Origin of the sequence: Actinomyces naeslundii, assembly GCF_001956585.1 — a bacterium.
Lineage (GTDB): Bacteria > Actinomycetota > Actinomycetes > Actinomycetales > Actinomycetaceae > Actinomyces > Actinomyces naeslundii.
This window is the reverse complement of sequence record NZ_MSRR01000012.1, coordinates 4,626-26,423: the sequence shown is the minus strand read 5'-3', so window position 1 is coordinate 26,423 and position 21,798 is coordinate 4,626. Positions and strand designations below refer to the sequence as shown.

Sequence of the window (21,798 nt, the reverse complement as noted above, 5' to 3'; positions counted from 1 at the left end):
GAGGGGCATCAGCCCCTGAGGAGCTGAATCAAGCAGGTGACAGGGGCGACTCGCCGCGGAAGGCATCCTTGCTATGGCGCGTCTCGGCGATGCATGTCTGTGTTCGGCTGGGGCCTGTACCTGGATCAGTGGGCGGGGCATACAGGGCCTTCGAGGCATACGGCTACCCTGACGTCGTGTCCGTGCTTCATCCTGTCCTCGACGTCCTTGTTCAGGCGCCGATCCTCACCGTCTTCCTCGTCATCGGCCTGGGAACCGCCGTCGGGCAGGTCCCGCTCGGACCGATCCGCTTCGGTGCCGCCGGGGCACTCTTCGTGGGTCTCGCGGTGGGCGCCCTCGACCCCCGGCTGGGCGCGGACCTCGCCCTGCTGCGAAGCCTCGGCCTGGCCCTGTTCTGCTACACCGTGGGCCTGGCCGCCGGCAACACCTTCTTCCGCGATCTGCGCAGGCAGCTGCCGCTCATGGCCCTGTGCGTCGTCGCACTCGTGATCGCCGGCGGGGCGGGCGGCCTTTACTCCCACCTGGCTGGCGTGAGCCCCGCGATGGACTCCGGTGCCTACGCGGGTGCCCTCACCTCGCCGGTGCTCGACGCCGCCATCGAGGCGGCCGGCACCCAGGAGCCCGCCGTCGGCTACGCCCTGGCCTACCCCGTGGGCGTGGCCGTCGCCATCCTCATCGTGTCCGGGGTCGTGGGGCGCTCCTGGCCCGGAGGGCGCGACCCGCGGCCCGCCAGCGCCGACGGCATCACCGCCACCAGCGTCTACCTCCTCCAGCGGGTGGCCCTCGGTGAGATGAAGGCCTTCAAGGAGGGGAGCATCCGTATCTCCTACCTGGAGCGCGACGGCGAGACCCGGGTCGTCGCTCCAGGTGAGGAGCTGCTGCCCGGGGACAAGGTCGTCATCGTCGGGGCGCCGTCCGCCGTCGAGTCCGCCATGCATGACCTGGGCACCGGGCTCAACAAGTGCCTGGCCAAGGACCGCAGCGTCGTCGACTTCCGGCGCCTGACCGTCTCCTCGACGCGGGTGGCCGGGCGCACCATCGCCGAGGTGGACCTGCCCGGGCGCTTCCAGGGCGTCATCACCCGCGTCAAGCGCGGCGACCTGGATCTGCTGGCCCGCGAGGACCTCGTCCTGGAGCTCGGCGACCGGGTGCTGGCCGTCGTCCCTAGCGACGAGCTGGAGAAGGCCGCCGACTGGTTCGGCGACTCCGAGCGCTCCATCGCCCAGATCGATGCCTTCTCCGTAGGGGCCGGTATGGCTCTCGGAGTGCTCCTGGGACTGGTGGCGATCCCGCTGCCCGGCGGCATCACCCTGCGGCTCGGGGTGGCGGCCGGGCCGCTCGTCGTCGGCATGGTCCTGGGGTGGGTGGGCCGCACCGGGCCCTTCGTGTGGGGGCTGCCGCACGCCGCCAACTCCACCATCCGCCAGCTGGGGCTGCTGTTCTTCCTGGCCGCGATCGGGCTGGCTTCGGGGCCGGACTTCGCGGCCTCGGCCTTCTCGATGACGGGACTCAAGGTGGGGGTGCTCGCCGCGCTCATCGTGGTGGTCAACGCGATCGTCCTGCTGGCCGGGGCGCGGTGGGCCGGGGTCTCCGCGCAGCGCGCCTCCGGCGGCCTGGCCGGGCTCGTTGGGCAGCCCGCGATTCTGGCCTTCGCCCTGTCCAAACGCGACGACGAGCGCATCGAGGCCGGCTACGCGACCCTGTTCGCCCTGGCCATCGTCGTCAAGATCGTCATGGTCCAGGTCCTCGTGGCGCTGTAGGCACGGATCCAGGCGGCGGTGCACGAGGGAGTGCCTCTCGAGCCGCCGGATCCTGGCCGAGTGAGCCCAGAGGTGTCCACATCGGTGACAAAGGAACCTGCGGCCCGATCAGGCCGTCAACGGAACCGCGGAATCATGCGGTTTCTTTGTGGTGGTGTGTACCCGGAGCCCGCCTTTGTCACCGATTTGGACACGCACGCCTCTTTCGCGACCTGCTGAGGCCGCCGCGATACGAGTCGATGCGGACGATCAGTCGGCGGCGTCGCGCTCGGCGAAGACCTCGCGTGCCACGAAGGTGGCGTTGAGCGCCCGCGGGAAGCCGGCGTAGACCGAGGCGTGCAGGATCGCCTCGATGATCTCCTCGCGGGTCAGGCCCACGTTGAGGGCGGCCCCGATGTGGATCCTCAGCTGCGGCTCGCAGCCGCCGAGGGCCGTGAGCACGCCGATCGTGACGAGCTGGCGGCTGCGGGCGTCCAGGTCGGGGCGGGCGTAGACGTCCCCGAAACCGAAGGCCGCGATGTGGTGGCCGAGCGCCGGGCTGATGTCGGCCAGCGAGTCTATGACGGCCTGGGCCGCCTCGCCGTCGACTGTGCGGGCGACCTCCAGGCCGCGCTCGCGCCGGGCCAGGTTCTCGGGGCTGTTGATGTCGTCCTGGGAGTGAGTGGTCTCAGCGGTCATGAGGGGTTCTCCTTGTCAGTGTCGGAAGTGTTGATGTTGTCCGGGGTGGCCTGCTCCTCCAGCTCCCGCGTGTAGGTGGCGATCTTGTACTCGGTGGCGGCCAGCGCGAGCCGGAGCTCGTCGATCCGGGCTCGTAGCCCGTCACGGTGCTCGGTGAGCAGGGTCAGGCGCTCGGGCACCGTGTCCCGGCCGGCCTCGACCATGTCGACATAGCGCTGCAGGTCGCGGATCGACATGCCCGAGGTTCGCATCCGGGTGAGGAACACCAAACGCCGTACACCCGCGGCGTCGTAGCGGCGGTACCCGGAGGCGTCGCGCTTCACCTGCACGAGGCCGATCCGCTCGTAGTAGCGCAGGGTGTGGGCGCTGACCCCTAGGCGATCGGCGGTGGTCGCGATGTCCCATCCGGCCGCACCGGGGCCGTTTGCCGGTCCGACGTCGTTGCTGGGCGGGACGGAGGCGAGCCGCAGCGCCTCGCGGAGCCGGGCGTCGTCGGGCTCGCTACCCGAAGCGGTCGTGCTGGTCATGATGCAGACCGTAGGACTTCGAGTGCGCTCAAAGGCAAGAACGGTCGGAGCGGCGGCCCGGATGGTGCCGCGGGGCTAGCCTGGCCGCATGCTTGTCGCCTTCTCCGTGTCCCCAACCACCACCGATACGCCCGACGGCTCGGTCTCCGAGGCGGTGGCCCGAGCCGTGCGCGTGGTGCGCGACTCGGGGCTGCCCTACGAGACGACGTCGATGTTCACCACGATCGAGGGCGAGTGGGACGAGTGCATGGACGTGGTCAAACGGGCCTGTGCGGCGGTCGCCGAGGTGAGTCCGCGCGTGGCGCTCGTCCTCAAGGCAGACATCCGCCCCGGCTGGACCGGCCAGATGACCGCGAAGGTCGAGCGCGTCGAGGCCCGCCTGCGCCAGGCCGACTGAGCGGCGCCCGGCAAATCGACCAAAACTTCATAAACGACGCGGCTCCGGGTCGTTTATGAAGAAAAGGCCGATCTATGAAGAAAACGTCGGTGAGTGCGGCTATGAGACCGCCAGGTCCTCCAGCCACCGCCCGATCGAGCGCGGTTGAAGTCTCAGGATCTCCTGGGCACTGCTGTCCTCGGCGATGGTGTTGCCGTCCTGAGCGTTGAGCGCCCGGTAGAGGTTGATAACCGGCGCCGCGGCCGGCCCGAAGAACGGCGTGATGAGCTCGCCGAAGGCCTCGGGCGTGATGCTCTCGAAACGGACCTCGCGGCCCAGGCGGCTGGAGAAGGCCGCGGCCAGATCCGGTCCCGTCAGTCCGGGCAGGTGGCCGACACCGACCGTGCCTGTGGTGGGGGAGGCATCCGTGAGCAGGCGGGCGACGACCTCGGCCACATCCAGGTGCGAGCTCCAGGAGACCGGGAACGACGCCGGGAGCGGGTAGCGCAGCACGCCCTCCTCGCGCACGGGGCCCAGAACGACCGGCAGGAGAAGGTTCTCCAGGTAGAGGCGCGGAGCAACCACGGCCGTGGGGACGCCGCTGCCGGTCACGCCGTCGATGAGCGTCATGATGGGGCTGTCCACGGGAGCCTGCAGCGGCGAACCCGGCTGGTCGACGATCTGCCCGCTGGTGGAGATGATGACGCGGCCGGGGTGGGCCCGGGTGACCGCCTCGACGACGGCCCGGGCCTGGGCGGCCGCCACCTCGGGTGCGCCCATAGGCAGGTGGACGAAGACGCCGTCGGCGCCCTCATAGGTTGAGGCGAGGGAGTCCACTGAGGCCAGGTCGACCTGCCGAACGGCGATGCCGTCGGGGACCGCCTCGGGATGGCGGACCGCAGCGACGACGGAGCGCCCGGCGGAGGTCAGAGCGGATAGAACGGGAGAGCCTTGGGCGCCCGTGGCGCCGTGAATGATGTCAGCCATGACGCCATTAGTGCATATGATGCACCAGTTACGTCAACTGCACTATTGGGGTAGGTTTCGATGTCATGAGTGAGGTCGATCTTCCCGAGTGCGGGGTGGCGAGGTTCCTGCTGCTGTTCGACGGGCCCTGGGCGACGCTCATCGTGCGCGAGCTCATGCACGGCCCGCAGCGCTTCGGGGAGCTGCGCGATGCCCTGCCGGGGATCAGTGCGCACACGCTGACCAACCGGCTGCGGATGTTCGAGTCGCGCGGGATCGTCAGCCGACACGCCTACCCGGAGGTGCCGCCCCGCGTGGTCTACGAGCTCACCGACCTGGGCAGGAGCCTGAGGCCGGTACTCGATGCGATGAATGAGTGGGGCGCCAGCTGCCCGACGTCGGCCTTCACGCCGCAGCCCGGCTCGCGCCGGTGAGGCGCGCCTGCGCCCGGCAGATCGACCAAAACTTCATAAACGACGCGGCTCCGGGTCGTTTATGAAGATTCTGTTGAAGTGTGGGTGGGGAGGGAGGTGCGGGCGGCGTCAGCGACTCAGCTGAGCAGGGCCAGGACGACCGCGGCGCTGCGGGCAGCGGCCTCTTCGACGGCGATGTGGAAGTCTTGGCCCGCCTCGGGGCCGCACAGGTCGGACACGCCGCGCACTGAGACGAAGGGGACGCCGGCGCCCGCCGCCACCTGCGCCAGCGCCGTCGACTCCATGTCCGTGCTCAGCGCTGCGGGGAAGACCTCGCGGGTGTCGGCCACGTTCGCGGCCGTCACGAAGGAGTTGCCGGCCAGCATCTGACCGACGCGCAGTCGCGCCGAGCCCGACGACGCCGTGGCCCCGCGCAGGGCCTCCTGGCCCACCTGCTCCAGTTGCTCCAGCAGGGCCGCATCCCCGGCGAAGGTCTCCGGCTGCCCCGGGGTCTGGCCGCGGGCGTAGCCGAAGGCGGTGGCGTCGGCGTCGGTGTAGGCCAGGGTCGCCGAGGCGCACACGTCGCCGACCTCGACCTGGCGGCCGAGCCCGCCGGTGGTTCCCGCCGAGACGATGGCGCTGGGGCGGACCTGAGCCAGGACCGTCGCCAGTGCGCTCGCGGCCGCCACGAGCCCGATGCCGCTGCGCACGACGATGAGCTCGCGCTCGCTGTCGGGAAGCTGGAGGGACCAGGCGCGTGCGGCCTCCGGCAGGGTCGGCGCCTGGGCAGCCGCGCGCTTGGGCAGGGCGTCCAGGAAGGGCTGGGCCTCCTCGGCCATGGCGCAGGAGACGATGACGGGTGCGGCACTGGTGCGACTCACGCGCCGAGCCTACAGGGGGCGGGCGGCGACCGGCGTGGTCAGTGAGGGCTGCCTCGAGGGCTACGCTTCTCCCGGCTCCTGCGCTCTCCTGGCTCACTGACGGGGACATTCCGCGCGGCCGGGTGCTTCTCGTTCCAGCCAGGGGCGTTCGACGCCGTCGGGGACAGGAATCCCGTCCCCGGACGCGCAGGATGTCCCCGGTGGTGCGGAAAGGTCCCCGGACGTGCAGAATGTCCCCGTACGTATCGGGCCAGTCCGTCGCGTCCGCCGGCCCTTGCTTCACCCCACCGCCGGCCCTTGCTTTGCCGCGCCCCTTCGCTGGTCCTCAGGCCCCGGGCCCCACTATGTTCCGGCGCCCCATGGTCTACGACGGCCTACTGCCCTGCACCGTGATCGTCCTGGGAGCCCGCGGCCGCGGTGACGGCCGCGGCCGGGTTGATCGGCAGCGCTCGGCGCGACTGGTCGCGGCGCAGCAGGAAGTTCCCCAGCCGGATCGGCCAGGCCACGTGGTTGATCCGCGGCCAGCGCAGCATGACGTAGTCGACGGCGTCGTCCACCTCCAGGCGCCGCGTCGAGTTGCCGACCCGCACCCACAGCGCCGCCCCGTCGCGCCCCTTGGCCGGCTTGAGGTAGACCGGCAGCGGGGACGGGGGTGCGGTCACCCGGCACACCTCCGCGGTCCCGTCCGGGGTGGGCGCGAAGTCCACCTGCGGCAGCGCGGCGGCGTTCGTGCCCATGCGCGTGCGCCACATGCCGCGCAGCCACAGCTCGAAGCGGTCGGCGTCGGGCTGCTTGAGTGTCGTGTAGTCGGGGCCGAGCCCGATGAGGTTGCCGGCGTCATCCACCCCGAGCAGGAGCGTGCCGCCCGCGGAGTTCATGAAGGCGGCCACCGTCTTGGCCACGATCTCCTCCATGGCCTCGTCGCGCTTGTCCGTGCGCAGGTTCCAGCGGGCCGAGGACTTGAACTCCAGGCGGTCGGACTCGCCCATCTGGGCGACCTCCGCGATCGGCTGCAGCGTACGGTGGTGCTGGAGGCGCGCCAGCACCGCGGAGGTCGCGACCAGCACGACGACCGCCACGCCGCAGGAGGTCACCAGCATCTTGACCGAGAACAGGTCGCCTTCGTCGAAGAGCCACCCCGCCAGCAGCAGTCCCAGCCACAGCCCGATGAGTGCGATGAGCGTGGCCGCCGCGTCCGAGACGGCGACCCGCCCGCGCAGCAGGAAGCGTGTCGCCCGCCCCACCAGGAAGGACAGCAGGAGCAGCAGCGGCTGAGCGACGACCCACCAGATGAGGACGGGGTTGGCGGGATTGGTGATGGTGACGGTCTCGATGCTCTCCACGTGCGTCAGGCTCTCTTCGGGTCGGTGCCTCGCGGCGCGGGCATGGGACGGGCAGGTGCGGGCTGAGTGAGGCTCAGGATACGGCCGGCGCCGGTGCCTGACCGGGCCCGACGGCGGAGCCCGACGACGACGTGCCGTCTCACCCCGTCACTCTGCCGGGCCCGATGTTGCCGGGCTGTGAGGACTGTTCCTCCCCAGCGGTCTGATCGGCCCGACCGGGCTGCTCAGGCACGTCAGGCCATGACCCGCGTCCACTCCTCGCGGTCGGCGAGGAAGTCGCGCACCGCCTCCTGGGCCGCGGTCAGCGAATGGTTCGCTCCCCAGCCGCACTGGACCTCGTTGGCCGCGGGCACCTCCTCGGCATCGAGGAGGTCGCGGAAGGTCGCCTCCAGAAGCGGCAGGAAATCCTCGGTCTCCACCCCCAGCATGAGGGCGTAGAAGCCGGTCTGGCAGCCCATGGGGGAGAAGTCGATGAGGCGGTCGGTGTGGTTGCGCATGAGCTCGGCGCTCAGGTGCTCGATGGAGTGCACGGCCTTCATCTTCAGGTGCTCGCGGTTGGGCTGGCAGAAACGCACGTCGTACTTGACGAGCACGTCCCCGCCCGGCAGCTCCTTGCGGTCGGCCACGCGCACATACGGCGCGGCGACCTTGGTGTGGTCCAGGTTGAAGGACTCGACGTTCATCCTCGGCGTGCTCTGCTCGCTCGTCTCGCTCATAGGGCCAGCCTACGGGGCGGGTACAGGGCAGGATGGGGGCATGACTTCACTGTCGCGCATCGTCTCGGGGCCCGACGGCGCCCCCACCCTGGTCCTGCTCCACGGCATCACCGGCTCCGCGGTCTCCCTGGCCGAGGCCATCGACCACTGGGTGGAGCGCGGGTACCGGGTCGTCGCGGTCGACGCCCGCGGGCACGGCCTGTCCCCGCGGTGGACGCAGGCCCGGCTCGAGCGGGCCGGGGAGGTCCTCGTGGAGGACCTCATCGCCGTCCTGGAGGACCTTGCCACCTCCTCACGCGGCCGGGCCGCGCTGGGGCTGCCGACACCGCCCGCCCCGGTCGTCATCGGCCACTCGATGGGCGCGGCCACCGCCATGGTCGCCGCCGGGCGCCGCCCCGACCTGGTCACCGGCGTCGTGCTGGAGGACCCGGCCCGCTTCGGCACCCGCAGCCCGCGTGAGCTGCTGGCCCGTGGCGCCGCCCGGGAGCGCGCCCGCGCCGCTGAGGTCGTCGACCTGCCGGCCGCCGTCGGCCGCGCCTTGGAGGCCATGCCCGACGTCGAGGCTCTCCCGGGCGTGTGGGCCTCTCAGCGCACCGACCCGGGCCTGCTGCTCTCCGGCGTCGTCACCCCCGAGGTCCCCTGGGACGAGGCGATGGCCGCGCTCGACGTCCCCGCCCTGCTGCTCACCGGTGACCGGCCCGGCAGCGCCCGCGTGGGCCGCGAGGGCCTGGAGACCGCCGCCCGCAATCCCCGCGTCTCCCCGGTCCTCGTCCCCGGCGCCGGCCACCAGGTGCGCCGCAGCGCCCCGGAGGCCTTCTACCGCGCCGTCGACGAGTGGCTGAGCGAGGTCCTACCGGTGGGCTGAGCCCGCGGTGCGCCGGCGCCGGAGCCCTGGGAGAGACGGAGAACTCCCACGGCGCGCAGGGGTCGCGCCGTCGGGCCGACGCCGGTCCGTGGGAGGATGCGGGCATGGCAGCTGTGTCCGAGAAGGCCCGGAAGGCATCCGCACCCGTTCCCGGGGAGCGCTCGCAGGGGGAGACCATCGCCTACCTCCTGGCGGCGCTGACGATCGGGGCGGTGGGGCTCTACCTCATCAAGGACCTCTTCGCCCCGGCCTTCTTCGCCCTCACCCTCGTGGTGACGGTCCGGCCGCTGGTGTCCTGGATGACGCGCCGTCATGTGCCTCGCGTACTCGCGGCAACGGCGGCGATCCTGCTCATCTTCGCCTTCGTCGTCCTGCTGTTCGCGGCCCTGGCCGTCGCGGTGGCTCAGCTCGTCGACACCCTCCCGCAGTACGCCCCCAAGTTCCAGGCGATCTGGCGCCAGGCCGAGACCCAGCTCAACGGCATGGGGGTCGACCAGTCCACGGTGCTCAAGGAGGTCACCAATGTCCTGGACACCTCCCGGCTCGTCACGATGGCGCAGACGATCCTGGGGCAGCTGACCTCGGCCAGCGCGATGCTCGGCGTCATGGCGATGGTGGTCGTCTTCCTCATGTTCGACACCGCCAAGATCGAGATCCGCGCCGCGGCCCTGGGCGTCCTCAAGCCGGGCATGGCCTCCGCCCTCGTCTCCTTCTGCGAGGCGGTGCGCTCCTACTGGATGGTCTCGACGGTCTTCGGCCTCATCGTGGCCGTCATCAATGTGCTGACCCTGTGGTACTTGGACGTACCGATGGCCATCACCTGGGGCGTGGTCTCCTTCATCACCAACTACATCCCGAACATCGGCTTCGTCCTAGGCGTGGTCCCGCCGGCGGTGCTGGGGCTGGTGGACTCCGGGCCCTGGACCGCACTGTGGGTGGTCCTGTCCTACGTGGCGGCCAACTTCGTCATCCAGTCCCTCATCCAGCCCAAGTTCACCGGGGACGCGGTGGGACTCAACACGACGACGACGTTCCTGTGCCTGCTGTTCTGGTCCACCGTCATCGGGGCGCTGGGGACCATCCTGGCGGTGCCGCTGACGCTGTTCGTCAAGGCCCTCCTCATCGACTCCGACCCGCGCTCGCGCTGGGTGGGGATCTTCCTGTCCGCCGGCGACTCGCCCGTGCGTGACCCCGATGAGCTGGACGAGGACGTGCTCGACGAGCTCGACCAGCTCGACCTCGACGGCGACGGCGTCGGCGAGGCGGATCCCGACCACGGCCGGCCGGTTGTTGAACGGCTCGCCGACAAGGCTGAGAAGGTTGAGGCAACGGCCAAGAGGGCCGACAGCGCCGAAGACGGCTCCGTGCCATCCGGCAGCCATCAACGCTCCCAGGCGGACTGACCGCCTAAGGACGAGCTGGGCGCCCCTGGGAATCGGCGACTGCGCTTCGCCGCGAGAACGTACTTCTCCCGCAGACGACTGAGGTCCACCCCCAGTCATCTGCGGGACAACGCAGTTCTTGCGCGGAAAGTACGTTCTCGATGACGCGATCTGCCGGTTCAGCTGGCCGGTGCGGGAGCCCTCGGGCTCAGGCCTCGGCGCGGCCCTGGCGCCAGTAGCCCATGAAGGCCACAGAGCGCCGGTCGATGCCACGTTCGCTGACCAGGTGGCGACGCATCGTCCGCACCGCAGCCGCCTCCCCGGCGAGCCACGCGTACAGGGTGGTGCGCTTGAGTGCGTCCCCGCCCTTGGCGTGACGCGGCACGTCCCACAGCAGCTCACGGTCGACGTCGATCTCCTCGACCTCCTGCGGCACCCCTACCGGACACAGCTCCCCGGCGGCCCGGCGTACACCCTCGACGAGCAGCTCCCCGTGCGAGCGGCCGTTGCGCCCAGCCACCCGCACCTCGATCCCGGGGTGCGTGGGCAGGTAAGGGGCATCCGCGTCACCGGGCATCTCGACGACGGCGACTCCCCGCGCGCTCGCGGGCAGGTCCTCCAGGATCCGGGCGATCGCCGGTGCTGCCGTCTCGTCCCCGCCCAGCAGGTAGCGCTCGGTCACCTGCGGCGGCACGAAGTCCACGCCACCGGCGTCGCCGTCCCACTGCCGGTTCGGCCCCAGCAGGACCGCCTCGGTACCGACCTCGGCCTCAAGGATCCACCGAGAGGCCGGGCCGAGCGGGTCGTGCACCACCATGTCGACGTCCACCTCCGCACGCGTTCCGTCCGGACCCTCCGCCTCGTGGCGAACCGTGCGCGTCGTGTAGGTGCGGATCGGGCACCGGTGCTCTTCGGGCAGCTTCATCAACCGGCCGTACCAGTCCTCGCCGTCGGGTAGCTGCTCGTAACCCGACGCCGGCGCCGGCAGCACCAGCTTGATCCGCTGGTCCCAGCCCGGGTCGGCGTAGTGGACCAGATCATCCCCGATGAAGGTGAAGCGCCGCATGGACGGCGTCACGTCGCGGACTGCCGTCACCGTGACATGGAAGAAGCGGAACGGAGATGTCGGTGAGGCGGACGGTCTGGCTGGGCTCATCTCGGGACTCCTTCGTGCGTCTGGCGGCGTGGTGTTGGGGAAGCGCCCTCGAGACCGCTCTGAGGACTGCTTGAGGCGGCTATCAGACGGCACCGATGGTTGGGCGATCGGATGGGCTGCTCCCGTTCTCCGGTGCCGTGCACGCCATGGCGGCCCTTGGGAAGGATGATGGGCGTGCCGAAGGCCGGACCGGAGATGGCCCTGGAGGGCGGGGCGAGTATGTCGACGCTAACCGAGGTAAGCCATACCTAACAACGGGTGGGTTGGTGCAATAGCGCACGCTGACGCCGCGTCATCTCGCGAGGTTCCCGTAAGAGCCCGGATGGCTGCGGGTTTCCAGGCCGACCCGAGGATGGTGCCCGGGTGGTTCAGGGCTGGCGGGCGAGGTCAGCGGCGCCGACGAGCCCGGCCTCCTGACCTCCCTCGGCCAAGACCACCGGAATGGCGGGCCGGTGGGTGCCGGCCGTGAGGTTGGCGTTGAAGGCCTTGCGGGCGGGAGTCAGCAGGATGTCGCCGGCCTCGGCCAGGCCGCCGGCGATGACGATGACCTCGGGGTCCAGCAGCGCGCACATGTCCGCCAGCCCCACCCCCAGCCAGTGGGTGAGCTGCTCGTAGCACTCCAGGGCGGCCGGGTCGCCCTCGCGGGCCGCGGCGGTGACGGCCTTGCCCGAGATGTGCTCCGGGTTGCCGCCGGAGAGCTCGATGATGCGGGCCGCGTAGGCCGGCCGGAACTGCGCCAGCTCCCAGCCGTTGACCCCCAGGGCCGTGCCGGCGCTGTATCGCTCCAGGCAGCCTCGCAGTCCGCAGCCGCAGGGGCGCCCGCCGGGGACGACGTTGATGTGCCCGATCTCCCCGCCGAATCCGGCCGCCCCGCGCAGGAGGTGCCCGTCGACGACGATCGCCCCGCCCACGCCGGTACCGATGGCCACGATGAGGGCGTTGCGCTTGCCCCGGGCCGCCCCGAAGCGGGCCTCGGCCCAACCGAATGCGTTGGCGTCGTTCTCGACGACGACCGGCAGGCCCACGCCCTCGGAGATGACGTCGCCGATCCGCATCCCGGTCCAGTCCAGGTTGGTGCCGTGCGCCATCGTGTTGCGGTCGGAGGACACCATCCCGGCCGCCCCGATGCCCACGGTGGCCGCGTCCGGGAAGTCCTCGTGCAGGCGCCTCACCACCGTGGTGATCGTGTCAACGATGGCCTGGCGGTTGACGGCGGGCGAGTCGCGCCGAACCGTCTGCAGGACCTGCCCGTCGTCGTCGACGACGCCGGCCGCGATCTTCGTTCCTCCGACGTCCACGCCAATGCTCAGTGCCATGCTCTCGCTCCTTGTGAAAACGACCGTTGTTTACGTTGCCATCCGCGTTGCTGCTCGTCCAGCGACCGATGAGCCGAGGGTGAGTTGAATGGGAGAAGAATATCGTCCCCCGGCCCGCCGCGAGGCGAGTCGGGGGACGAGGTGCGGTCGTCAGCGCGTCGCCGTTGGCGCCGCAGAGGTCTTGGAGGTGTCGGACGTCTTGACCTTGGCGGCCTGGCTGTTGATGACGGCCTTCATGTACTCGGCGTCCTGGTAGCCGCTGATGAAGGTCTCGCCCACGATCATGAACGGGGTGCCCGTGATGCCGATCGAGTGGGCGTGCTCCTTGGCCTCGGTGACTGCGGAGACGGTCTCGGCAGCGTTCATGTCAGTGCGGAACCGGTCGATGTCCGCCACTCCGGCCTTCTTCGCGAAGGCGACCAGTGAGTCCTCGGTGTACTCCGGGTGGCCCTGAGGATCGGCGGCGGCGTAGACGGCGTCGTGGAACTCCCAGAACTTGCCCTGCTTGGCGGCGGCCCGGCCGGCTTGGGCGGCCAGGGGCGAGGTGGGGCTGATCTGGGCGAGGTCGCGCCACTCGACGCGCAAGGTGCCCTGGGCCACCAGGTCGGCGAGCTCGGGCTCGACCTTCTGGGCGAACTGGGTGCAGTAGGGGCAGGCGAAGTCGGAGTAGACGACCATGACGACGGGGGCGTCGACCTTGCCCTTGGCCTGGGCGTCGGCGGGGTCGCGGTGGGTCTCGGAGCGGATGAGCTCCAGGGTCTGCGCATCGGGGACCGGCGGTGCCGGCGTGGGCTCGGCGGCCGTTGTGGCCGCGGCGGCCGATGTGGTGGAGGTGGCCGCCTGGCTGGTGGCGGCGGCGCCCTGGCGGTGCCGTGCCACGTTCTGCAGCAGCAGTGCGGCGATGACGGCCAGGATGACGGCGATGACCACGAGGACGATCACCGTGGTGCGGTTGCTCCTCGACTGTGCTGGTGTCGGAGAAGGCGGCTGAACACTCATGGCGGGAGTCTGTCAGAGGAGCGCTGCCCCGCAATACGTCTGATGGGGCTGGTGGGAGCACACTTCGTCACAGCCGTCTCAGAAGCGTCTCAGCAGCGGCCCCAATCTCACGGAGCGCTCACGGGCCGCTTACGGGGCGCTCACGAATGTCACCGATGGTCACCGGCGTCGGGCCGACGTCGTCGCAGGCAATTGAGTCGGGATGCCCGCTCCGGCGCAGTCCTAGCGCAGGGCGGCCCCCGCGGACAGTCCGAGTCCGACGGCGCCCAGCGTCGCCGCCGTCATGAGGGCGGCATGGGCCAGGGCCGGGCCCCACCGGCCCGCCAGCAGCAGTCGTGCCCCCTCGACGCAGGCCGTGGAGAAGGTGGAGTACCCGCCCAGGAACCCGGTCCCCAGCACGGTCAGCGCCGCAGCCGCCCAGGACTCGGAGTGCGGAGAGTCGCCCGCCCAGCCCACGAGCAGGCCCATGAGGAGGCAGGCGGTGACATTGACGACGACGGTGCCCCAGGGCATCCAGGGGGACGCCCCGGAACGACGCCGTTCCAAGGCGCTTGCCGAGGCGGCCGCGCTCGTCCGGCCGCTGAGCCGGTTCACGTGGGTGTCCACGCTCCAACGGCAGGCCGCCCCCGCCCCGCCGGCCAGCGCCAGGGGGAGCCAGTCGGCGAACCAGCCCAGCAGTCCGGTGGCTCCGGCCCCGCTCATGACGTCTCCCTGCGGTACAGCCGGCCGGCCAGCCACAGTCCGAGGCCGGCCGCCGTCAGCCCGACCGCCATTGATCCCACCAGGTAGGCGGCGCCGAGTGCGGCATGGTCGGTGGCCCCGCCGGAGGCCAGGAGCCGGTGGCTCTCCAGGATGAAGGTCGAGTGGGTCGTCAGCCCGCCTAGCACCCCCGTGCCCAGGGCCAGGCGCAGGTGGGGGCGTCGCTCGCCGAGTGCCCCGAGCAGCAGCCCCAGGGCCAGAGCGCCGACGATGTTGATGGCCAGTGTCGTCGTCGGCAGGTGGCCGGGTGCGGCGGGCCAGGCCCGCTCCAGGGCCGCGCGCACCAGGGTGCCGGCGCAGCCGCCCGCGGCGACCAGTGCCAGAGAGACGCCCACCGACGGGGCCCGCCGGGCCCCGGTTCGAGGTTCCGCGTCGGACGTCGTCTCAGCCATTGCGCTTGGCGATCTGGAAGCCGTTCTTGTTGTAGATGACGGTGTAGGTCGCCCCCTGCTTGGAGTGCTGCTCTCCCCAGGTGGCGGCGTCGGTGGTGCTCCACTGGTTGCCGCCGCCGTTGCGGTTCATGACGACGTACTCCTTGTCGGGCCCGCTCGTTCCCATCCAGGAGACCTCGGCCCGCGGCACCAGGTAGGCCAGCATCGACAGGTCGGTGACCACCGTGGACCCCTCCGGGATGGTGGTGATGACCTCGCGGGCGGTGGACACCCGCCGCGCCTCGGGGTCCTCCTTCTTGGTCTCGGCGTTGGGCGTGTTGAAGTTCTGGTCGGTCGCCTTCCACAGCGGTAGGTAGGGAGCGGTCAGCACGCCGGTGGCCACCACCGTCAGGATGCTCACTGCGGCCATATAGCGGTGGTGCAGCGGCACTGTGAGCCAGGTGGGGAAGGCGATCGGGCGCCGGCGGCGGATGTCGACTGCGCCCGCTCCGGCGGCCTCGGCGCCGGAGTCGTCGGCAGCCTCGGGCGAGGACTCAGGTGAGGACTCAGGCGAGGACTCGGGGACGGCCAGGCCGTCAACACCCACCTCCCTGACGGGCCGGCCGGCCGTGTGGGCGCCGCGCGCGCGGCGCCTGGCGACGACGTCGAGCAGCGCTCCCAACGCGATCGGCATGAGGGTGACGTTGTAGTGCCAGTTGTCCCACACCCAGTAGAAGTCCACCGATCCCAGGAACCGCCAGGCCAGGGTGGGCAGGACCACGAGCAGCCACGGCGAGGTCAGCCCGACGACGCCGCTGGTGAGGATCAGCATGACGACGACCTTGATCTTCTGGGTCAGGGCGTCGGGGCTGATGGGTTTGTCCTCCGAGCTCAGCCCGTAGCCCCACACCCCGTCGGGGTGGAAGGCCGGCAGGAACACCAGGATGGAGAAGAGGAAGGCCGCCACCCCGCCGACCATCATGCCTGCTCCCAGCCGCAGCCCTCGGCGTCGGTTGCGGGCCTCGTCGGTGCGGGCCGTGTCGTCGAGGTCGTCGGCAGTGGGGTCGACGACGGTACAGCTGCGGTACCAGGCCGGCACCAGCGAGGTGAGGATGACGGCCACCCCGATCATGAGGAGCGTCAGTCCCATGTCCTCCTTGACCAGGACCAGCGGTGCCGACCAGGCCGTCACCGCCACCCAGCGCCGCTCCACGAAGGCGACCGAGGCGTAGGCCAGCATCGGCATGGCGAAGGCGACCTCATGGAACTGCGCGGCCACGGCTCCCTGCATTCCCCAGGACAGGACGTAGACGAGACCCAGGGCGCCGCCCACCCACTGGTTCGTCAGTCGGCTGGCCAGCCGGGTCAGCGGCCAGGCCGAGACCGCCAGCAGCAGGTCCTGGGTGATGAGCAGGCTCAAGGGGGTGGGGAAGAGCCGCCAGATCGGCCCCAGCAGGATGAGGATCGGGTGGAAGTGGTCGCCCAGGAGATTGAACCCGTCGCCCTTGACCGGCACGATCGGGGCCTGGAGGTGGGCGTAGGCCTTGGCCATCTCGGAGAAGATCGCCAGGTCCCAGCTGGGGACCTGCTTCATCGTCTCCCACTGGACGATCGAGTAGTAGATCATTACCCAGGCGCCGATGACGACGACGATCACGGCCGGAATCGAGTGGCGGATCTGGTCTCGGAGGTTCGCGGCGAGGTTCACGGCGCTGAGCCTACCCGTGTGAATCAGGGATGAACCTGGTACCGCTAGGCTCGTGGCGTCACCCACGATCAGGAGACGAGATGTCCCAGCCGCAGCAGCCCGCCGAGTCCACGCCGGCGATCGACTCCTCAGCGCCGCAACAGCGGTCTGACCTCGACCAGCTGGTGGATCACGACGCCGAGCCCCAGCTCCAGCGCCACCTCACCAACCGCCACGTCCAGCTCATCGCCATCGGCGGAGCGATCGGAACCGGGCTGTTCATGGGATCGGGAAAGACGATCTCCCTGGCCGGCCCCGGTGTGTTCCTCGTCTACGCGGTGATCGGCGCCATCCTCTTCCTGGTCATGCGAGCCCTGGGCGAGGTACTGCTGTCCAACCTGTCCTACAAGTCCTTCGCCGACGTCGCCCACGACCTCATCGGGCCATGGGCCGGTTTCTTCGTGGGCTGGACCTACTACGTGTGCTGGCTGGTGACGGCCGTGGCCGAGGTCATCGTCATCACCGGATACGTGGGGTACTGGTGGCCGCACCTGCCCCTGTGGGTCACGCCGGTAGTGACCGTGACCCTGCTGTTCAGCCTCAACCTCGCCACCGTCAAGGCCTTCGGGGAGATCGAGTTCTGGTTCTCCATCATCAAGATCGTGGCCATCATGGCGCTCGTCGTCGTCGGTGTCTTCATGGTGCTGCACGGATTCACGGCGCCCAACGGGGCTCACGCCCAGATCTCCAACATCTGGAGCGGAGGCCTGTTCCCCAACGGTGCGAGCGGGTTCTTCGGGGCCTTCCAGATCGCCATCTTCGCCTTCGTGGGCACCGAGCTCGTGGGAACCGCGGCCGCCGAGGCCAAGGACCCCGAGGTCACCCTGCCGCGGGCCATCAACGCCATCCCGGTGCGTATCGTCCTGTTCTACCTGGGGGCGCTCGCGGCCATCATGGCCGTCACCCCGTGGCAGGAGATCAACCCCAAGGACAGTCCCTTCGTGGCCATGTTCGCCCTGGCGGGGCTCGGCGTGGCCGCCAGTGTCGTCAACTTCGTGGTGCTCACGGCCGCGGCGTCGTCGGCCAACTCCGGGGTCTACTCCACCTCCCGGATGCTGTTCGGTCTGTCCTGGGCGGACAACGCTCCTCACATCTTCCGCAGGCTGACAGCCCGCTCGGTGCCGGGCGTCTCCCTCATCGTCACCTGTGCCAGCCTGCTGACCTCGATCCCGCTGCTCTACACCTCCGAGTCCATCATCGATGCCTTCACAACGGTGACGACGGTGGCCAGCGTCCTGTTCATCTTCGTGTGGTGCGTCATCGTCGTGTGCTACCTGCGCTTCCTCACCCTGCGGCCCGAGCTGCACGAGGCCAGCACCTTCCGCCTGCCCGGTGAGCGCGCCGCGGCCTGGCTGTGCCTGGCCTTCTTCGCCTTCGTCATCTGGACCCTCACCCAGGCCCACGACACCCGCATCGCGGTCTTCGCCTCGCCCCTGTGGCTCCTGGCGCTGGGCGTGGCCTGGGTCGTCCACAGCCGTCGGCTCGCCAGGCAGCAGGAGCTCCAGTCGTGAGCGCGTCCGGCGACGAGAGCAAGGCCGCTCCGACGTCCTCGGCCTGCCTGGAGGACCTGCTCGCCCAGGCAGTGGGCGCTGTCCGCCGGGCGGCCGCCTTCGCCCTGGACCCGGGCGAGGAGCTGCGCGTCGAGGCCAAGGCGCACCGCAATGACCTGGTCACCCAGGTCGACCGCGGCGTCGAGGAGCGTATCGCCGGCTGCCTGGAGGCCACCGGCATCCCCATCCACGGTGAGGAGGCGCACCGCGTCGAGGACTTCGAGACCTATTGCGGGCGGGCCTGGGTGCTCGACCCCATCGACGGGACCCTCAACTACGTGTCCACCCATCGCGACTGGGCCATCTCGCTGGCTCTGGTCGACGACGGCGTGCCCGTCCTCGCGGCGCTCGCCGACCCCGTGGCGGGCTGGCTCTACACGGCCGTCCGCGGCCGAGGCGCGCGGATCGAGCCGCTGACTGGCGAAGCAGTGGGCTGCGACGGCGTCGCGTCGAAGGCGCTGGAGCCGGTGAAGGACCTGCCTCTGAGCGAGGGAATGGTCATCGCCCATTACCAGCTCACGCAGCACGCGGGCATCGGTCGGGCCATTGAGGGCTCGCGTGGCATGCGCTGCTACGGGGCGGCCGCCCTGGAGATGGCGGAGGTGGCCGCGGGCGGTGCGGTGGTATACGCCCAGCCGCTGCTCCAGCCCTGGGACGTTGCGGCCGGTGCGCTGCTGTGCACCGAGACCGGTGTGGTTCTCACCCGGATGGACGGGTCGGCCTTCGACGTGCGTCGCGCCGGGTCGCTGCTCGTGGGCAGCCCTGCGGCCCACGCCGAGGTGCTGGAGTATCTCAGCCCTGACCGGTGCTAACCTTTGTAGCGGTCGTTTAGGTGTGGGGCGCTTGCCGCCACCCGAGAACCCTCGCGAAAGGTGCGCCGTGTGAGGCAGGCACTCATCTTGCTGCTGATCTGCACCGCCAGCTTCATGAACGTCCTGGACGTCACGGTCGTCTCCGTCGCCCTACCCGATATGGGAGCCACACTGGGCGCGTCGCTGAGCGAGCTCCAGTGGGTCGTCAACGCCTACACCCTGCCACTGGGCACCCTTCTCATGTCGGCGGCGACGCTGAGCGGATCGGTCGGGCGGCTGCGCCTCTTCCGCTGGGGAGTCGCCCTGTTCACGGCCGGCTCCCTGATCTGCGCGCTGGCGCCGTCGGTCAATGTCCTGGACGGGAGCCGCTTCATCCAGGGTGTCGGTGGCGCGATCTTCCTGGGCGTCGGCGTCCCCATGATCTCGGACCGCTATCAGGCAGGCCCCGCCAGGGCGCGGGCGATCGGTGTCTACGGCGCGGTCTCCGGCGCGGCCATCGCCCTGGGGCCGCTCATCGGCGGAGGACTCGTCCTGCTGGCGGGCTGGCGCGCGATCTTCTGGATCAACGTCCCAGTGGGCCTGGCGGTCTGGCTCGGCTCGCGCTGGGTCCCCGAGACCGGTGCGGACCGGGGCGCCACTGCGGCAGACGCAGCAGCCAGGAGGGTCGACTGGCCGGGCACGGCACTGTGCGTCGCCATGACGGGGGCGCTCACGCTGGCGCTCCTCCAGGGCAGCACGTGGGGGTGGACCTCGCCCGCGATCGTCTCCCTGCTGGCCGGCTCGGCGGTGCTGTTCGGGGCCTTCTGCGTCGTCGAGAAACGATCGGCCGACCCCATGGTCGACGTCTCCATCCTCTCCGAACCCACCTACGCCGGCAGCGTCATGGTCGGCTTCATCATCCAGGCGGCCCTCGTCGGGCCGATGTCCTTCCTGTCCCTGTACGCGCAGAACATCTACCGACTCACCCCGGCCCAGACCGGACTGTGCTTCCTGCCCTTCAGCGCCGCCGCCCTCATCGTGGCCGCCACCTGCGGGGGAGCGGTCCGACGCCACGGGGCCAGGGCGAGCCTGCTGGGGATCGTGCTGGGCGGCGTCGTCGGCTCCTGCCTGCTCATGCTTCTGCGCGGTTCAAGCACCTGGCTGGTCCTCATCCCCGGGCTGATCATGGCGGGGGCCGCCACCGGGGCCACCGGGACGATCGTCAACCAGCTGGCGGTCTCCTCGGCCGATGAGGACACCGCCGGGATGACCTCGGGATTCTCCGCCTCCGCCCGTCAGCTCGGCATCGTTATGGGGGTCGCGGTCATGGGCGTGAGCTACGAGCGCGTCATGCGGAGGGTGATGACCATGTCGCTGGAGATCGGCGTCCTGGGGCGGGCGGCGGATCGGGAGCGCCTCATCTCCCTGGTGGCCTCCGGTAAGGGGCTGCGGGCGCTGGACGGCTGGCCCACCGCCATGACGGCCGGCATGCGCTCCCACCTGGCACCACTGGTCCGCTCCGCCACGGATGCGGGTCTCACCGTCAGCCTGGGGGTGGGGGCTGCGGCGATGTCCGTCGTCGCGATCTACCTGGCCCTGACCGTTCCCGGGCGACGCGCGAAGGCCGAGGTCTCGCACCTGTTCGCCTCGTGACCATGCGCCCGCGCGGTCGTACTTGAGGGTGCGCGTTCGAGGGGTAAAAGGTGCGAACGGGCGACCTGCCCGACGAACGCGCGGACGGTCAGCCGGCGGCGGGGGAGACCTGGCTGGAGAAGGTCTCCTTGCCCTGGTTGTCGGTGACGACGGCGGTGACGACGGCCTGCTCATCGGTGGGGACCGTGGTGGTGGCCCGGGCGCCGGTGAGGACCTCCTCGGTGCCGTCGGCGTGCTGGACGTACCAGTCGATGCTTGCGATCGCACCGTCGGCATCGGTGGAGGCCGATGCGTCCAGGGTTAGCTGTTCGCCGTCACGGGAGACGCTGATCGCAGCAATGGGTCGGGCATTGGCGGCCTGCGCCTCGACGTCGGCGAGCTGGGCCGGCTGGGTGGTCCGGTTGGCGACGCCCAGGGCCTTGATAACGGCGTCGGCCGTGGCGCGGTGGCCGTCGGTGTTGGGGTGGAAACGTCCGGTCTCGAGCAGCCCGAACATCCACGAGCCGTGACGGCCGCACAGCTCGTGGCGCTCGAAGTTGCCGGTGGGGTCGGCGAACAGGTAGCCGTGGCGCAGGGCCGCGGCCTTGAAAGCGGTGTTGAGCTCATCGGTCTTGGCGTTGATCCAGCGCTGGTCCACCTTGGTGACGCCGTGGCAGCGGCCCAGGAGGAGCCCGCCGGAACCGCCCTGCTCGGGGAAGAGACGCGGGTAGCCGACGGCGACGACCGCTGCGTTGGGGGAGCGGGTGCCGATGTCGGTCATGATCGACTCATAGCTGTAGACGCCGTCGCGCGTGGTCTTGCCGGCCAGGGCGTCGATGGCGCCGTCGACCGCACCGGTCACCTCCGCGTCACTGCTGCAGCCGACCGCCGAGAGGAAACCCCGGTCTCCACCGCCGATGCAGTCGCCGAGGATCCTGGCGAAGCCGGCGTCGTTGCCCCCGATGGAGAAGGTGACCAGGCCGGTGTCGGGGTCGAGGCGGTCGAGCTGGGCGGCCTCTCCCCAGGACTCGTTGGCCTCGTAGAAGTTGCGGGTCCGGGCGCCGGAGCAGGCGCCCATCTCCAGGGTCCGCCCGGTCCTCTCGCTCACGATGTGCGCGTAGGAGCCCGCCGAGCGCCGACAGGTATTGCCGCCCGTGACATCGGTGCCCGCCGCGTAGGGCGGCACTCCGAAGCCCGAGGCGTAGGAGTCGCCCAGAGCCACGTAGGCGCCCTCCGGCAGGCCGCTGAGGTCGGGTGGGTCGAGATGCACCGCTGGCGCCGCCTGGCTCGCGCCGAGCAGAACCGCGATGACCGTGAGCAGCACCAGCCGCACGGCCGGGCAGCGCCGACGGCGTGGGCGGTGGTTGGTCGAGTCGGTAGAGCCGGCCTGGTCGGCGGACTGCGGCGGGGTACCGGATGCGGGCAAATGACGCTCCTCGGATTGTGGTTGAGCGTTGAGTCAACCACGACCCGGCAACGGGACCAAGTCGGCGCCTTCGGGAACGGATGGATACGTCGTCGGCGTACTGATGGCCGCGCTTTGCCTTTCCATCGACAGATTCTTCACAGA

21 protein-coding genes are annotated in these 21,798 nt (G+C 70.4%); 8 read left to right on the top strand and 13 right to left on the bottom strand.

Features of this window, described 5'->3' with window-relative positions; all coding sequences use genetic code 11:
- The first annotated feature begins 176 nt into the window (after positions 1–176).
- Positions 177–1,760 carry an aspartate:alanine exchanger family transporter gene (locus tag BKH33_RS07050; protein ID WP_043538768.1) on the top strand — a complete coding sequence of 528 codons (1,584 nt, stop codon included), beginning with the start codon at positions 177–179 and terminating at the stop codon, positions 1,758–1,760.
- Between the two features lie 249 nt (positions 1,761–2,009).
- On the opposite strand, the gene BKH33_RS07045 is transcribed toward BKH33_RS07050, so the two are convergent.
- On the bottom strand, positions 2,010–2,438 hold the full coding sequence (locus BKH33_RS07045) for a carboxymuconolactone decarboxylase family protein (RefSeq protein ID WP_003780627.1): 429 nt from the start codon (positions 2,436–2,438) through the stop codon (positions 2,010–2,012).
- Positions 2,435–2,965 carry a MerR family transcriptional regulator gene (locus tag BKH33_RS07040; RefSeq protein WP_003780598.1) on the bottom strand — a complete coding sequence of 177 codons (531 nt, stop codon included), beginning with the start codon at positions 2,963–2,965 and terminating at the stop codon, positions 2,435–2,437. Before BKH33_RS07040 ends, BKH33_RS07045 begins: the two co-directional genes overlap by 4 nt.
- Before the next feature lie 88 nt (positions 2,966–3,053).
- Between BKH33_RS07040 and BKH33_RS07035 the strand changes: the two genes are divergently transcribed.
- Entirely contained in the window at positions 3,054–3,362 is a 309-nt protein-coding gene (locus tag BKH33_RS07035) for a thiamine-binding protein (RefSeq protein WP_003780623.1), read from the top strand.
- A gap of 99 nt (positions 3,363–3,461) precedes the next feature.
- On the opposite strand, the gene BKH33_RS07030 is transcribed toward BKH33_RS07035, so the two are convergent.
- Positions 3,462–4,328, bottom strand: a complete 867-nt coding sequence (locus tag BKH33_RS07030; RefSeq protein WP_003780625.1) for an SDR family oxidoreductase — start codon at positions 4,326–4,328, stop codon at positions 3,462–3,464.
- Between the two features lie 65 nt (positions 4,329–4,393).
- On the opposite strand from BKH33_RS07030, the gene BKH33_RS07025 reads away from it, so the two are divergent.
- Positions 4,394–4,741, top strand: a complete 348-nt coding sequence (locus BKH33_RS07025; protein WP_003780602.1) for a winged helix-turn-helix transcriptional regulator — start codon at positions 4,394–4,396, stop codon at positions 4,739–4,741.
- A gap of 116 nt (positions 4,742–4,857) precedes the next feature.
- On the opposite strand, the gene mtnN is transcribed toward BKH33_RS07025, so the two are convergent.
- The 3 genes from mtnN to BKH33_RS07010 all read right to left on the bottom strand — a co-directional run bounded on the left by mtnN (position 4,858) and on the right by BKH33_RS07010 (position 7,660).
- Positions 4,858–5,601, bottom strand: a complete 744-nt coding sequence (gene mtnN / locus BKH33_RS07020; RefSeq protein WP_003780632.1) for a 5'-methylthioadenosine/S-adenosylhomocysteine nucleosidase — start codon at positions 5,599–5,601, stop codon at positions 4,858–4,860.
- A gap of 374 nt (positions 5,602–5,975) precedes the next feature.
- A complete protein-coding gene (locus tag BKH33_RS07015; protein ID WP_003780600.1) occupies positions 5,976–6,944 on the bottom strand; it encodes an AlbA family DNA-binding domain-containing protein in 969 nt (322 codons plus the stop codon).
- 233 nt (positions 6,945–7,177) lie between these two features.
- On the bottom strand, positions 7,178–7,660 hold the full coding sequence (locus BKH33_RS07010; RefSeq protein ID WP_076142667.1) for an S-ribosylhomocysteine lyase: 483 nt from the start codon (positions 7,658–7,660) through the stop codon (positions 7,178–7,180).
- A gap of 40 nt (positions 7,661–7,700) precedes the next feature.
- On the opposite strand from BKH33_RS07010, the gene BKH33_RS07005 reads away from it, so the two are divergent.
- Positions 7,701–8,525, top strand: a complete 825-nt coding sequence (locus tag BKH33_RS07005) for an alpha/beta fold hydrolase (RefSeq protein WP_003780611.1) — start codon at positions 7,701–7,703, stop codon at positions 8,523–8,525.
- Between the two features lie 104 nt (positions 8,526–8,629).
- A complete protein-coding gene (locus BKH33_RS07000; protein ID WP_043538762.1) occupies positions 8,630–9,928 on the top strand; it encodes an AI-2E family transporter in 1,299 nt (432 codons plus the stop codon).
- 187 nt (positions 9,929–10,115) lie between these two features.
- Here BKH33_RS07000 and BKH33_RS06995 read toward each other — a convergent pair whose 3' ends face one another.
- The 6 genes from BKH33_RS06995 to BKH33_RS06970 form a co-directional block, all read right to left on the bottom strand.
- Positions 10,116–11,063 carry a siderophore-interacting protein gene (locus tag BKH33_RS06995; RefSeq protein ID WP_003780624.1) on the bottom strand — a complete coding sequence of 316 codons (948 nt, stop codon included), beginning with the start codon at positions 11,061–11,063 and terminating at the stop codon, positions 10,116–10,118.
- Positions 11,064–11,431: 368 nt separating this feature from the next.
- Entirely contained in the window at positions 11,432–12,379 is a 948-nt protein-coding gene (locus BKH33_RS06990) for an ROK family protein (RefSeq protein WP_003780608.1), read from the bottom strand.
- Between the two features lie 150 nt (positions 12,380–12,529).
- Complete coding sequence (locus BKH33_RS06985; RefSeq protein ID WP_043538763.1) at positions 12,530–13,378, bottom strand: DsbA family protein; 849 nt, start codon at positions 13,376–13,378, stop codon at positions 12,530–12,532.
- A 222-nt stretch (positions 13,379–13,600) separates the two neighbouring features.
- On the bottom strand, positions 13,601–14,080 hold the full coding sequence (locus BKH33_RS06980; protein WP_003780619.1) for a fluoride efflux transporter FluC: 480 nt from the start codon (positions 14,078–14,080) through the stop codon (positions 13,601–13,603).
- Positions 14,077–14,529, bottom strand: coding sequence for a fluoride efflux transporter FluC (locus BKH33_RS06975; RefSeq protein WP_081393872.1), 453 nt, complete (start codon positions 14,527–14,529; stop codon positions 14,077–14,079). Before BKH33_RS06975 ends, BKH33_RS06980 begins: the two co-directional genes overlap by 4 nt.
- Complete coding sequence (locus BKH33_RS06970; protein WP_076142666.1) at positions 14,522–16,216, bottom strand: DUF2079 domain-containing protein; 1,695 nt, start codon at positions 16,214–16,216, stop codon at positions 14,522–14,524. The genes BKH33_RS06975 and BKH33_RS06970 overlap by 8 nt, the downstream gene beginning before the upstream one ends.
- Positions 16,217–16,296: 80 nt before the next feature.
- Here BKH33_RS06970 and BKH33_RS06965 point away from each other — a divergent pair, with 80 nt between their 5' ends.
- From BKH33_RS06965 to BKH33_RS06955, 3 genes are all read left to right on the top strand, one after another.
- Positions 16,297–17,766, top strand: a complete 1,470-nt coding sequence (locus BKH33_RS06965; protein ID WP_003780618.1) for an amino acid permease — start codon at positions 16,297–16,299, stop codon at positions 17,764–17,766.
- Positions 17,763–18,617, top strand: a complete 855-nt coding sequence (locus tag BKH33_RS06960; protein WP_003780603.1) for an inositol monophosphatase family protein — start codon at positions 17,763–17,765, stop codon at positions 18,615–18,617. Before BKH33_RS06965 ends, BKH33_RS06960 begins: the two co-directional genes overlap by 4 nt.
- A gap of 69 nt (positions 18,618–18,686) precedes the next feature.
- Positions 18,687–20,249, top strand: a complete 1,563-nt coding sequence (locus BKH33_RS06955; RefSeq protein WP_003780607.1) for an MFS transporter — start codon at positions 18,687–18,689, stop codon at positions 20,247–20,249.
- A gap of 88 nt (positions 20,250–20,337) precedes the next feature.
- Here the strand turns inward: BKH33_RS06955 and BKH33_RS06950 are convergent, their stop codons facing one another.
- Positions 20,338–21,654, bottom strand: a complete 1,317-nt coding sequence (locus BKH33_RS06950) for a GDSL-type esterase/lipase family protein (protein ID WP_076142665.1) — start codon at positions 21,652–21,654, stop codon at positions 20,338–20,340.
- Positions 21,655–21,798 lie beyond the last annotated feature (144 nt).